Genomic DNA, 12,070 nt, shown 5'->3' on the forward strand with positions numbered 1-12,070 from the left:
GTCTTTGTGAATTGCAAAATAACCTATCATTGCTCCCTCTATTCGAATTTCATAAAAATTTGAATCTAATATGTGGTCTTCTAAAAAATTATCATATACACCGGATAAGGATTCTAGGTATTGTAAAAACATTCTGCGACATTCGTAATAAGATGAACTCATAAACAAAACATTTTGCGGTGATTTCAAGTGTTCACTCCCTTAAATAAAATTAATCGCCATTTACAACCACTAGAAGACAAGCCCCTGCCACACAAGGACGATTTCGCCTATTAAGCCAAACCATAGATAACTTGGGCTGTTACGTCTCTCTATTACAAACGATTATACACTACATCCAAATAAATACATGGTGGTTATTAGATATAACTAAACTTTCTAGTTAATTAGTATTTTAGCGACAACGAAATGCTGATGGAAATCTATCTATCGCCACGCTATCCTGCCCGTTAGAGCTTAATGAATTATTGTCTAATTTTCTCAGTTTACAACATTATTTGCTAAGTCTAACACTTTATTTTTCAGTCTAACACTTTATTTTCCTATGACACTGGGCACTTAATAAGGTGAGCTGAATAGTATATCCCAACTAGACCCAATCAAAGGATAAGTGAGGAATGCCTAATGGAGCACTGGATTAGAGTAGAACCAAATGTGAATGTATATGTCAATGATATCAATCCGCTGGGCAGAAAAACGATTCTGTTCATCCATGGCTGGCCTGCAAACCATAAAATGTTCGAATATCAATACAATTCTCTGGTGCCCCTGGGGTATCGTTGTATCGGGATAGACATGCGCGGATTCGGCAATTCGGATAAACCGCTGGACGGATACAACTACAACCGGTTAGCTGATGATATCCGGTGTGTGATCGGAGCTTTGGGGCTCCGGGATATTACATTAGCCGGGCACTCCACCGGGGGAGCAGTAACGATCCGATATATAGCCCGGCACAACGGATATGGTGTTTCCAAGCTTGCGCTGTTTGCGTCGGCAGCCCCCAGTCTAATTCAGCGGCCAGGTTTCCCCTATGGCACCACCAAAGAAGCGATTGAGCAGATCATACAGGCGACCTACCAGGATCGGCCCAAGATGCTCCGTGACTTCGGAGAACAATTTTTCTATCAAAAGGTTTCTGAGCCGTTCTCGGATTGGTTTTTCCAATTAGGGTTGCAAGCAGCAAGCTGGTCCACGATAGCCGTCTCCAGAGCCTGGCTCGCCGAAGAATTATTTGTTGATCTTCCAAAAGTGCACGTACCCACATTGATTCTTCATGGCATTCATGATCAAGTATGTCTGTACCCGCTGGCTGTGGCGCAGCATCAAGGGATACGAAATTCGGTGCTTGTGCCATTTGAAAACAGCGGCCACGGGCTTTTTTATGACGAACGCGAGAGATTCAACCGGGAGCTGTCCAGATTTGCCTAGCAGATTACAGCTGGACTGTCGGTCTGATCACAATCTCCTTTACTCAGGTATCCTCAGCGAAACACTACTTTATTATACTTCCACGTCTTCCCGTAATTATGGCTAGTCAAATAGACCGTACCCACTACATTACCTGCTCCATCCTTACTGAGTTGTATAGGGAACTGTCCTGTTGCCCCATCGAATACCGGAGAGAGCGGTGTCAAGCTATAGTCTGCAAAACCATCGGGCAGCTTGATATGAAGCTTAGTCCAGCTCTTCCCTCCGTCCTGTGTCCAGCATATGGCCGGTTGGAAATCTGTTTCATATCTGAACCCCAAAAACCCGATCTTGTCATTGGCAAAGCCTGCTCCGGTTAATACTCTTGCGTATACTGTATTGGCGTTCCCCTTCACTTCACTCCAAGACTTCCCGCCATCTTTTGTCTTGTAGATATAATGATTTTCACTGCCCATACCGTTGAATCTGCTGAGCACTATCCAGCCTTCATTTTTGGAAATGAATCCGATGTTTTTGGTCGTGCCGATGAGCTCTTTGGTCACTGGGTACGTATTCCATGTTTTCCCCTGGTTATTGGAGATAAGCACCTGAACCGGAGTTCCCCTGGAGCCTCCATAAGTAATAGCTGTCTTGTCTATGGAGATAAAAAAACCCGTTTCATGTTCGGACATTCCCGAGTCTTCTCGATAGCCCGGGATCAGGGCCAGAGGGGCTTTGACCTTCAGTTTGCCGTTGCTGTACGAAATGATCACATGACCATCCTTGTCAAGCGAATACGAATGACCGGCATTATAGGCAATGACCTGCTCCCCTGCCGAATCGCGTGTATATACCGTCCCCGGTTTGAGCGCTACACTGCTGCCCTCGCTGATTCCGGAGACAAACATTGCCGATAACGATATCAATAGCAACGCTCCAAACCAAGGGATTTTCCTCAACCAGAATCCTCTCCGCATTTCCAATCCTCCTCCTATATTCCTGTATATTTCTTACAATAAGCGATTGTCCTGCTGTAAAAGTGGCATAAAGTTATCATTCTCGATACTATTTTGTAAAACATTCCTGTTCGCCTAAAGAATCCAATCGGTATGCACAGTACTGCAGTATTTTGCTTTTGGCGGAAACTCCTATTAGTCTAGTAGTCAAGGTACAGAGACATCTCCGCGCAGAGAGGATTATATGAATGGACAAAAAAATGCTGGCTGCACTAAAGAAACTCTATCATCATACGAATTCCGAATATGACGTAGAACGTGGTGTTAGCTTGTATCGAACGGAGACCCTGGAGCCTGCTGCGCGCAAGCAGCTGGAGCAGTACGGGTGGGAGGCCAATGACACACATGAAATTACACATCATGATATCAACCGGATGCTGATTGCTCTCCAATCGGACGGGCGTGCCAGCTGGTCCCGTATCGCGGGAGCTTTTATTGCGGGGGTTGGCGGAAGTTTCCCCAGGGGCGTTTCTTCTCTCATGAGTTATCAGCGGATGATCCATATGCAGGAGCATGATTACGAACAAGCCGAACGCTTTGTGTGCTGCAAATACTGCGGGTTCCATCACGATCAATGGGAGAACCTGTCCCGGATCAGGTACGCTATTCATTTAGGTAACACCTACGGTAGCACCACTGGGGCATATACGGATCTTACCGAATTATATGAATTATTGGAGCGTGGGTATGGGGTCCCGAAGAGCGAAGATATTCAACTTTTCACACAGCTCCTAAATATGTTTGAAGCAGCGGCAGATGAAGAAACACCCGGCCAATTCGAGAAACGTCTGACTTCGTCCAAGCTGCTCAAAGGAACCGCAGGCACAAACCTTGTCCGGGCTTATGTATTCCGTTTATAATCACTGAGACTGGCGGGAATATGTCCCGCTCCAAGTATTATGCTGAAGATAAGCAGATAGCTGGAGTGCAGAATCACTGAAGCAGACAGGAAATAGAGGACTGGACTTAAAGCCAAAGGCACAGGAACGCCCATGAGCGGTGTGAATAGCAGTCTGTACGCTCTTCCATCCCTGAAATATCTTCCCCATCCGAAATAGTATATACCCAGTGAGAGCAGCATCATTACCAGCGCCAGGACCTCATAACCATTCTGCACATGAAGGGAATAGAATAGTGGAACGGTAATCACACCCATTCGCCCAATGAATTCGGCCCCAGTCAAAAGAAAATTTCTGGCCGTCCTGCCAGGCAAATTCTGAGGCTCAAATTTGAAAAACAGCACATTGGGCAGCAATATCATCAGCGGTATTATAAGGCTTACAGGATGAAACATGATGATCCCCCTAACCCAAATTCGAGAATTCCACCTTGAATTCCTTATTGTAATCAATTCACAGGAATGTTAAAGAACTCACCGTTCTCCCAAACCAGTTCCCCTTCCTTAACTAGTGTCATATTCTCAATATCTGTCTTGGAAGGGTATGTACGTAATACATCTAAACTGGTTTTGCTCGTACCCATGTCTTTAATACGGTACACTTCGATCTGCTTATCTTCAGTTTTCAGGATCAGATCATACTGGCGGAAATCCGTTTGTGCCGGTTTACTCGAAATGATATGCTCGGTGGAATTTTGCAGGTCCAGCCAGGCAATAACCGAGCGGTGAAGTCCTGAGCCAAAAGAATATGCATAGACTATATCCACTGTACCATCTTTATTGACATCATATGGTACAGCGCTTGTTACCCCAAATCCGCCGAATCCCATACCGATCTGTACGGCCTTCTCTTCAGACACAGCAAAGGTATCCCAGCTCGATGTCGCTTCAATATTTTTAAAAAGCTGATGCCCTGTTTGTTCCCAAATGTCAGAGGGGGTGATGTCGATCAGGTGTGACGCCATTTCACTGGAAGCTGATAAGTTCTTATTGGCCAGAATCAATGCACCCGCTTGCTCAGAAGTTAACTTATGATGGAGCTCTTCCGATACTTTGCTAGACGGTTCACTCGGATCACAAGAGATCATAATCAAGCATAATGCCGGTATTGATAATATCCTCAACAATCTCGCCCTCAATTGTTTTCGCCTCCCAGACAGCTATTTACCTTATTATAACATTTCATATCCGTTAAATTCTGCGCTGAGATATTGCTCGAATTAATTAAATAAATTCTTATCTTTCCAAAAAAACTAACCCACCGGGTTAAATATCCCTGTGGGTTAGTTTTATTCGGGTAAGATTCACCCACTGCCTTATAGTGTCTACTCATCTATTCCCTGCTTCGTTTCCAGCTCTTCTGCAGCTTACGGATAAATACGATCTGGCCAATATGATAGGCATTATGGGTAGTCACATTCCCGACGATTTCCCACCACTGGCTGCCTGGGAACTCCGGCACGTCTTCCGCCAGCTGTGCTTCGGTTAACAGACTCTGCCAATCCAACAGCACCTCCAGCAACCTTGTTTGAAGCTGCTCAAAAGAGGTACTCCGGGGAAGCTGAAATGTAAGATTGTTGCTCTCTACAGAGGGCACAGCTTGAACACTAGCTTCATGATACCGAGTCTGCCAGGTCTGATTCCAATACAGCAGATGCTGAACCAATTCGGCAATGCTGTTGCTGTCTTCGTCCGCCTTCCACAGCGCCTCATCTTCGCTTAACCCCTGCACCGATTCTGTAAAGGTAACATACCAGCTAGGATCATTTGCATTTGCGAGCAGCTGGTTGCTGAGCACTTCCTTAGCCTGAACCATTTCTAATACACCTGCCTTGTCGATATTAGGATGTAATCATACCTTACCATATCAACCCGACAGGCGGGTCAATTGAACCGGTATCCAAATTTCACTTCTGTACGCCGGCGAGGTCGTATCCTTGCTCTCATTCCACAAAATCTCCGGCCCTTCTACCAGCTCGTAATTGGAAGAAGGGAACCATTCGGAGTAAATCCGGCCCCATATATTCTGGAGGGTATCCGGGAACGGCCCAACCGCTTCAAATACTGTCCATGTGGAGGCGGGAACCTCAAGCTGCGCGTAATGCCCCGGACCTTCAAGCGAGGTAGCTACACCGATATAGTGGTCCAGCTCCCCTTTTTCCTCCATGCGCCCTTCAGAGAAATTCACCGATGCGCTGATCATCCCGGCCGGATCGATATTCGACAGCCCCTTGAGTTCGGTAATCATTTGCATATTCAGGCTCTGCCACATGGCAGCAATCTCCGGATTCACGCCGCCAAATTGAATCGGAACCCTCTTCTTCAGTCCAACAATGCGAAAAGCCTCTTTTTCCTCGATACGGTAATTCATTTCAATGCCTCCCCTAATCGTCAACTGAAAAGTCATCCGAGGGAAGGATTTCAGGGAGAACCCGCCCGCCCGCGCTTCGGATGGAGTCACTCCGTGAAAAAGCTGGAACGCCTTCGTAAACGCATCCGGTGAGCTGTAGCCAAAATCCAGAGCAACATCGATGATCCGCCGCGGACTTTGCTGCAGCTCAAATGCAGCCAGCGTCAGGCGTCTGAGACGGATATACTCCGATAGCGATACTCCGGCAAGGAATGAGAACATCCGCTTGAAGTGATATTCGGAGCATAATGCCCGTCTGGCGGCCTCCTTGAGATCCACCTCTTCCTTGAGATGTGCTTCAATGTAAGTTAGAGCATCATTCATGTTCTCCAGCAGATTCATTTCACTTCCTCCTCCCCTCATTCCTAGAATAACAGCCCTTCAGGACCCGGTTCCGACAGTTGGTGCACCATATTGACGGGGTCATTCCCTTTTGATTGCTGCAATAATATACTATAGTCATTAGACTTCAGGGTGTATATTCATGTGACTACTTGTATAGGAGGTCATTATGAACATCGCATCCTTCATTCTTTACTGTATTGTGGTCACCTTTACACCCGGACCTACCAATATTGTCATTCTATCATCCGTACAGCATTATGGTGCCAGAAAAGCTATGGAGTATGTGTGCGGAGCGACAATTGCCTTTGGTCTGCTGCTTGCTGCTTCCGCTCTGCTTAACCGTATGCTTACCGGAATTATTCCGGATATACTTGGCATCATGCAGATCGCAGGCAGTGTATATATGCTCTACCTTGCTTATCAGATCTATCGAATGGGGCGAGCGGACACCACGCCGGTGCAGACAACCAGTTTTACCTCAGGCCTGCTGATGCAGTTTATCAATCCGAAGGTGCTGCTGTTCACTCTAACCGTAATTCCCAGCTATGTATTGCCCTATTATACTTCATCATCCGCTTCGTTTCTGTTTGTGCTGATGATTACGGTTATCGGATTTCTGGCGTTTGTGACCTGGGTCGTTTGTGGTGCTGTCTTCAGAAAATTGCTGCAGCAGCAGCACCGGTTGATCAATACTCTGATGGCATTGTTTCTGGTGTACTCTGCAGTGATGGTATCAGGGATTCTATAACTTGGAGGTGAGCCGCGTGGAGAAATTCAACTATGCCAAATCAGCAGGTATCCTGGCTTTGTCGGCAAGTTTTACTGATTTCACTTACAAAAAGCATTGCCACGAGGAATATGCCATCGGCGTAACCCTGCGCGGCATACAGCAGTATAATCTGGAGGGAAGCTATCAAGCCTCCCATAAGAATGGAGTCATGCTGTTCAACCGGGAACAGTATCATGACGGCAGCTCTTATGACAGGGAAGGCATTGACTATGTGATGCTGTACATTAAGCCGGACTTGTTCTCGGAGATCCTCGGCGGCCAAGAATTGCGCTTCTCCTCCCCCATTGTCTACGATGCAGAGTTAGCATCGTGCATATTAAGACTGAATTATGCCATACAGTCGGGCAAAGATGAAGTGCTGTGCAGCGAGCTGCTAATGAAAATAGCCGGTCGCGTCACACAGAAACATTTCGATATGGGGCAGAGAACGAATAACAAGCTTGTCGAGCAGGCAAAGGAAAAAATGTATTTCAGCATAGATCACGTATTGAAGCTGGACGATCTTTGCCAGGAGTTTGGAATGTCCAAATACCAGTTCATCCGGGCATTCAAGAGCCATACCGGCATCTCACCTTATCAATTCTTCCTGAACTGCAAAGTAGAACATGCCAAGCAAGCCATCGAGCGGACCAAGGATGTCTATACTGCCGTCACCGAATGCGGATTTACGGATCTGACCCATCTCAACAGGCATTTCAAAAGTATGTTCGGCATTACGGCCTATGAATATAGGTCACAGCTGAATTGAGAGATCGGCAGTCATGCGAAACAAAGATTAACGGTTCTGGACTACTGGAGCTCAGGCAACAATTTGATTTCTTCCTTGCCTCCGTTCCATTCCACTTGCATTTTCACCACAGAATCCTGATCAGCAATGGAACCGTTCCCTCCTGAAGATCCCAGATTATATATAAAGGAAGGCGAAGTTGCATCAGACAGGGTTCCACTTCCTTTATGGCCGCCTTCTGTGCTGTATTCATATTTCATTTCACCCGATGGCCCCGGCTTTTTGCCGATATATTTCAAGAACAATCTTGTGATATGGTTGTCACTGTCCTTCTTCAGTTGATAGACGTAATAAGTGGACACCCAGTTATCAGTGTGTCCTTTATATGAATAGATGAAATTAAGATCCTTGGCAGTCTCAATATCCTTAATATCCTGCTTATCAATCCCGTCATATATGTTGTGCTTTCCACTACACCCACTAATCCATACTATGGTGCTTAACAGCAACAGAACGAAAATCCGCTTCATATTCATCACCTCGACTAATAGTCACCCATCTATTTTCCATTATACAGCTATTCACAGGAAATCCGTGCTTTAAATCCCTGTTGTATACAAAAAAGCCTGTAGATTCCGAACCCGGAATGGGTCAGCTCTACAGGCTTTTCAATAAGATTTTATAATAGCTATGATTCAGAAGCTCAATTATTTCACGGCTGTTTCGCCGGTAACTTTACCTTCAAGAACAGCACTTGTTTTCAGATCATCGCTTTTAAAGTACAGGTTGCCGTCAATTGTTGCTGTTTTATCCAAAGTAAATCCCTTGGCTTCTACATATACGTCACCTTTGATCGTTCCGCCCTGCACTTTGAAGTTTTCACTTTGTACAGTGACCTTAGGAGCAGTCAGCGTGTAGCTGGCAGTGATCTTGTGGTCTGCATCCTGTGCGTACAGAGCCAGTTTACGGTAGATAGCATTTTCTGCTTTGCCTTTATCATGGAATTCACCGGCAACAACCACATCAGTGTCAACAGTCAGGTCATTCAGAATCGCTACAATCCAGTTACCATCTGCACTAACGGCTTTGGTAAAGGCATCTGCTTGGTTCACGATGGATGCTGTGCTTTGTGCATCTGTAGTAGTTGCCGCTGCACTTGCAGCCGGTGATGCGCTAGCCGCTTCTTTCGCATTATTATTATTATTTCCGCAACCCGACAACAACGCTGCCGCCACACCTGCAACCAATAATCCTTTTACTAGCTTCACAATAATTCCCCCTGTTTTTGGTATATTCATATTATATATTAAAATTTTAATAAAAACAACGTGATTAATTTCACGAAATTGTGTCTATCACTTTTTATCTTTATAAAATTAAGGCATTGGACGAATAGACGCTAGCAGGTTAAGCCATTTCATCCAGCCTTACACATCTCAGATTCCTGGTCTTCAGCTGCAGCAATACTTCCTCCAAAGCCTGCAGCATATAATGCGGGGCATTGCCATCTGCCCCCAGTGTATCCCCGCTGTCATGCAGTAAAATAATGGACCCGTCCTTCATCCGGTCTAACAGCGTGGAGCGCAGGGAGGTCTGACATCTCTCGCGGCTCCAATCATGTCCCATTATCGACCACAGCACAATCCGGTACTGCCTGAGCCGCAAGAAATCAAACACATTGATGAGTCCCCAGGGCGGACGGTAATGATTGGGCCTGGTTCCGATAATAGACTCCACAATATCTGCAGTCCGCTCCAGGTGCCCTTGCCGGATGGTGCCTGGGAGCATCAGCCAATTGGACGTATGAACATAGTTGTGAATACCAATCTGATGGCCTTCCCGGTCCATTCTTCGGATCAGCTCGGGGTATTGTTCCGCTTGAGCACCAAGAACGAAAAAGGTGGCTTTCACTTGATGCAGCTTCAGAAGATCCAGTAGCCTAGGCGTATACTCCGGATGCGGCCCGTCATCAAATGTAAAGGCCACCTGTTTGGGAGTCGTCCCTTGGCGCAATACACCATATCCAGTCAGCCTTGTGATCAGACTTGGTGCTAACATGTACAAAAAAAAGATAGTGACCATTCCAATTGCTAGATAAATGAGCATCGCTTCCTCCTTCATCCGTTATGTATATTAGCCTGGCAGCTTCTCTCCGGGGGAAAAACGGTTTTTCAGTGAGGAACGTGAATGGATCAGCAGCATCGGGACCAGCTTTTCCGTTCGTTGACTGATTCTGTTCATTCCTTCAGGATGTAGTGCAGAAAGAAGCAGACGTAAATAAACGGTAGTCATCCGTCTGAAAATCCCTGGCTGCAGAGCCTGTTGCTCAAACCCCAGACCATGTGTTAGTCCCCGGTGAAGCAGCGTAATCCCTAGCAAAGCCTTGACCTGTTTGAACTCTGATTGTGACTCGAAGGCTTCATGGATCTGACGCATGGATTGACGCAGTAGCCTTGCTGTACGCAGCGCAGCCCGGTCAGAGCCTTGAGACTTGATCAGCTTCAGGATACTACCATTATCAAGGTGCAGCTCTCCTACCCATTCCCCATCATGAATAACCGTCGAATCCTCGCATATGATAGCCTGCCCTCTGTGTTTTTTGAGCATCACGCTGCAAATGCCAAAGTGAGAGGTCCCCGCTCCGCGAAAATGTGAACCCAGTGCAAACACTTTTTCCCATGCCATCCAGAGCGTTTGCACGATTGATTTGCCTAGTTTAAGTTCCAACCCATTCACCCTTCCTCTAACAACTATTTTAAATTGGTACGTCTCTTAATCGTTCTTCAATGTTTGACGCTGTGTGACGGGAATTCACTGCATAACAAAAACCCCCGCTTGATCAAATGATCAAAGTGGGGTTTAGCAAAGGTCAATAACTTAGCTACGGCTCCAGCTTACGGTTAAAAGCCGTCATCAGCGGGCCATCGCGGACCAGGCGGGTTAAGATCAGTGCCACTTGTTCAGGAGGCAATATTCTTCCTGTTTCAAACCAGTGCCGGATCACTCCAAAATGTGCTGAGCTGAAATAAGCGACAATATATTCGTCAGGGACGGAGAGCGCATCCGGACTCACGCCCTGCCGGGGGAGTTTTTCATACATGCGGCTGTGAATGAGGTCTTTTAATCTTTTGCCAAATGACGTTCCTTCCTGGGTGAAAAAAATTGCAAAAAAACGGTGCTGCTCATTCATAAACCGGATAAACTCCACAATCGACGGATAAGGTTCTTCTACATACCCGCTGGTGAGCAGTTGTTCCGGTTCACTTCGGGCAGGAAGGCGATCCATCTCTTCAATAATCTGATCCTCCATTCTGTCCATCAGGTCGTAAATATCCTGATAATGCAGATAGAAGGTACCCCGGTTAATACCCGCCTTGGCGGTCAGACTCCTTACATTCACGCCTGCCAGCCCGTTCTCCTCCACTAGCGAGAGGAAAGCTTCATCAATCAGTTTTCTCGTTCGGATTACACGCAGATCAGCGGATTTTCCCATGAGAGTCTCCTCCATTCATTCCTGTTAGCCTTAATGAACACTATTCGAAATAGTGACGATTGTAAGTGTATTTTACTCTGATTATAATAAACACACGGTTCATAAATCAACACAATGTTCATTATTTGAAGGAGGAAAAATTCATGTTAAACCATAAAACAGCCGTCATTACAGGAGCATCCAGCGGCATTGGCCGCGCCATTGCGAGCCAGCTTGCTGCAGAAGGTGTTCATGTCTTCATCACCGGAAGAAGCCAAGAGCAGCTTGAGGACTTGAAATCGCAAATCGAACAGTCCGGCGGTCAGGCGACGTATAGTGCATTTGATCTCCGCGATACCGGCAAGCTTCAGAGCTTTATCCATCAGGCCCGCGAGCAGACCGGTCATTTGGATATCATGGTCAACAATGCGGGCCTGCATATTCATGGCAATATTGTGGATACACAGGTGGACGACTGGCGGGAGATGATCGATGTCAATATCGTCGCGCTTCTTGCCGGGTCACAGGCAGCGGTCCATGAAATGCGACTCAACGAAGGCAGTGTGCCAGGGCATATTATTAACATCTCTTCAGGCAACGCCTACGAACCTGGCAGGGATTTCTACAGTGCCACCAAACATATGGTGAATGCCATCGGACAAGCACTGACACATGAACTGGCCAAAGAACCGATTCAGGTAACAACCATTCTCCCCGGTGCTGTGGCGACGAACTTCGGCCGCAACCTGGAGCCTGAGACGGTCGTGGAGCTTGCCCGCAAGCTGGGAATGGAGGTGGAGTTCAACCAGGGAGACCATCTGCCGGAAGAGCTGATCGCCCGGATTCGAGGGGCGATGGGACAGACTTTTTTGAGTGGTGATGATATCGCAAGAGCCGTAGTCTACGCGTTGCAGCAGCCGCAGAACGTAGTGGTCCGTGAGCTGTACCTGACTGCGCCGAATGTATATCTGGGCAATGATTTCTCGATGTAACATGCAGCAA

At 46.7% G+C, this 12,070-nt stretch carries 15 protein-coding genes and 1 pseudogene; 5 read left to right on the forward strand and 11 right to left on the reverse strand.

All coding sequences use genetic code 11. The features are described from left to right. Positions 1 to 189 (reverse strand): annotated as a pseudogene (locus A3849_RS33105) (hypothetical protein); the annotation flags it as partial. A gap of 435 nt (positions 190 to 624) precedes the next feature. On the opposite strand from A3849_RS33105, the gene A3849_RS25405 reads away from it, so the two are divergent. Further along, a complete protein-coding gene (locus A3849_RS25405) occupies positions 625 to 1,431 on the forward strand; it encodes an alpha/beta fold hydrolase (RefSeq protein WP_074113897.1) in 807 nt (268 codons plus the stop codon). Positions 1,432 to 1,484: 53 nt separating this feature from the next. Here A3849_RS25405 and A3849_RS25410 read toward each other — a convergent pair whose 3' ends face one another. Next, complete coding sequence (locus tag A3849_RS25410; RefSeq protein ID WP_074113898.1) at positions 1,485 to 2,387, reverse strand: WD40/YVTN/BNR-like repeat-containing protein; 903 nt, start codon at positions 2,385 to 2,387, stop codon at positions 1,485 to 1,487. Between the two features lie 227 nt (positions 2,388 to 2,614). Here A3849_RS25410 and A3849_RS25415 point away from each other — a divergent pair, with 227 nt between their 5' ends. Further along, the gene (locus A3849_RS25415; protein WP_074113899.1) at positions 2,615 to 3,286 is read left to right on the forward strand and encodes a hypothetical protein; all 672 of its coding nucleotides are present in this window, start codon (positions 2,615 to 2,617) and stop codon (positions 3,284 to 3,286) included. Here the strand turns inward: A3849_RS25415 and A3849_RS25420 are convergent. The 4 genes from A3849_RS25420 to A3849_RS25435 all read right to left on the reverse strand — a co-directional run bounded on the left by A3849_RS25420 (position 3,268) and on the right by A3849_RS25435 (position 6,076). Continuing rightward, the gene (locus tag A3849_RS25420) at positions 3,268 to 3,720 is read right to left on the reverse strand and encodes a hypothetical protein (protein ID WP_074113900.1); all 453 of its coding nucleotides are present in this window, start codon (positions 3,718 to 3,720) and stop codon (positions 3,268 to 3,270) included. The two genes, A3849_RS25415 and A3849_RS25420, sit on opposite strands and share 19 nt — an antisense overlap. Before the next feature lie 53 nt (positions 3,721 to 3,773). Further along, a complete protein-coding gene (locus A3849_RS25425) occupies positions 3,774 to 4,463 on the reverse strand; it encodes a hypothetical protein (protein ID WP_143191898.1) in 690 nt (229 codons plus the stop codon). A 194-nt stretch (positions 4,464 to 4,657) separates the two neighbouring features. Beyond that, positions 4,658 to 5,140 (reverse strand): DinB family protein, encoded by a 483-nt coding sequence (locus tag A3849_RS25430; RefSeq protein WP_074113902.1) that lies wholly within the window; start codon positions 5,138 to 5,140, stop codon positions 4,658 to 4,660. 51 nt (positions 5,141 to 5,191) lie between these two features. Beyond that, positions 5,192 to 6,076 carry an AraC family transcriptional regulator gene (locus A3849_RS25435; RefSeq protein ID WP_074113903.1) on the reverse strand — a complete coding sequence of 295 codons (885 nt, stop codon included), beginning with the start codon at positions 6,074 to 6,076 and terminating at the stop codon, positions 5,192 to 5,194. Between the two features lie 169 nt (positions 6,077 to 6,245). On the opposite strand from A3849_RS25435, the gene A3849_RS25440 reads away from it, so the two are divergent. Both A3849_RS25440 and A3849_RS25445 read left to right on the forward strand, forming a co-directional pair. After that, on the forward strand, positions 6,246 to 6,827 hold the full coding sequence (locus A3849_RS25440) for a LysE family translocator (RefSeq protein WP_074113904.1): 582 nt from the start codon (positions 6,246 to 6,248) through the stop codon (positions 6,825 to 6,827). Between the two features lie 16 nt (positions 6,828 to 6,843). Then, on the forward strand, positions 6,844 to 7,617 hold the full coding sequence (locus A3849_RS25445; protein ID WP_074113905.1) for an AraC family transcriptional regulator: 774 nt from the start codon (positions 6,844 to 6,846) through the stop codon (positions 7,615 to 7,617). 41 nt (positions 7,618 to 7,658) lie between these two features. Here A3849_RS25445 and A3849_RS25450 read toward each other — a convergent pair whose 3' ends face one another. From A3849_RS25450 to A3849_RS25470, 5 genes are all read right to left on the reverse strand, one after another. Further along, positions 7,659 to 8,126: a hypothetical protein gene (locus A3849_RS25450; RefSeq protein ID WP_074113906.1), complete on the reverse strand. Its 468-nt coding sequence runs from the start codon at positions 8,124 to 8,126 to the stop codon at positions 7,659 to 7,661. A gap of 177 nt (positions 8,127 to 8,303) precedes the next feature. Beyond that, positions 8,304 to 8,864: a polymer-forming cytoskeletal protein gene (locus A3849_RS25455; RefSeq protein WP_083613658.1), complete on the reverse strand. Its 561-nt coding sequence runs from the start codon at positions 8,862 to 8,864 to the stop codon at positions 8,304 to 8,306. 139 nt (positions 8,865 to 9,003) lie between these two features. After that, positions 9,004 to 9,702, reverse strand: a complete 699-nt coding sequence (locus tag A3849_RS25460; protein ID WP_074113908.1) for a polysaccharide deacetylase family protein — start codon at positions 9,700 to 9,702, stop codon at positions 9,004 to 9,006. Positions 9,703 to 9,729: 27 nt separating this feature from the next. Next, positions 9,730 to 10,323, reverse strand: coding sequence for a YkoP family protein (locus A3849_RS25465; protein ID WP_083613659.1), 594 nt, complete (start codon positions 10,321 to 10,323; stop codon positions 9,730 to 9,732). A gap of 154 nt (positions 10,324 to 10,477) precedes the next feature. Further along, positions 10,478 to 11,089 carry a TetR/AcrR family transcriptional regulator gene (locus A3849_RS25470; RefSeq protein WP_074113909.1) on the reverse strand — a complete coding sequence of 204 codons (612 nt, stop codon included), beginning with the start codon at positions 11,087 to 11,089 and terminating at the stop codon, positions 10,478 to 10,480. Between the two features lie 143 nt (positions 11,090 to 11,232). On the opposite strand from A3849_RS25470, the gene A3849_RS25475 reads away from it, so the two are divergent. Further along, positions 11,233 to 12,060, forward strand: coding sequence for an SDR family oxidoreductase (locus A3849_RS25475; protein WP_074113910.1), 828 nt, complete (start codon positions 11,233 to 11,235; stop codon positions 12,058 to 12,060). Positions 12,061 to 12,070 lie beyond the last annotated feature (10 nt).

Source organism: Paenibacillus sp. P46E, assembly GCF_001909095.1.
Lineage (GTDB): Bacteria > Bacillota > Bacilli > Paenibacillales > Paenibacillaceae > Paenibacillus_AQ > Paenibacillus_AQ helianthi.

Excerpts from the sequence above, each read along its gene's own strand:
- A3849_RS25475 (WP_074113910.1), top strand. The coding sequence starts at position 11,233 with ATGTTAAACCATAAAACAGCCGTCATTACAGGAGCATCCAGCGGCATT.
- A3849_RS25420 (WP_074113900.1), bottom strand. The coding sequence starts at position 3,720 with ATGTTTCATCCTGTAAGCCTTATAATACCGCTGATGATATTGCTGCCC.
- A3849_RS25405 (WP_074113897.1), top strand. The coding sequence starts at position 625 with ATGGAGCACTGGATTAGAGTAGAACCAAATGTGAATGTATATGTCAAT.
- A3849_RS25450 (WP_074113906.1), bottom strand. The coding sequence starts at position 8,126 with ATGAAGCGGATTTTCGTTCTGTTGCTGTTAAGCACCATAGTATGGATT.
- A3849_RS25440 (WP_074113904.1), top strand. The coding sequence starts at position 6,246 with ATGAACATCGCATCCTTCATTCTTTACTGTATTGTGGTCACCTTTACA.
- A3849_RS25460 (WP_074113908.1), bottom strand. The coding sequence starts at position 9,702 with ATGCTCATTTATCTAGCAATTGGAATGGTCACTATCTTTTTTTTGTAC.
- A3849_RS25470 (WP_074113909.1), bottom strand. The coding sequence starts at position 11,089 with ATGGGAAAATCCGCTGATCTGCGTGTAATCCGAACGAGAAAACTGATT.
- A3849_RS25415 (WP_074113899.1), top strand. The coding sequence starts at position 2,615 with ATGGACAAAAAAATGCTGGCTGCACTAAAGAAACTCTATCATCATACG.
- A3849_RS25410 (WP_074113898.1), bottom strand. The coding sequence starts at position 2,387 with ATGCGGAGAGGATTCTGGTTGAGGAAAATCCCTTGGTTTGGAGCGTTG.
- A3849_RS25435 (WP_074113903.1), bottom strand. The coding sequence starts at position 6,076 with ATGAATCTGCTGGAGAACATGAATGATGCTCTAACTTACATTGAAGCA.
- A3849_RS25430 (WP_074113902.1), bottom strand. The coding sequence starts at position 5,140 with ATGGTTCAGGCTAAGGAAGTGCTCAGCAACCAGCTGCTCGCAAATGCA.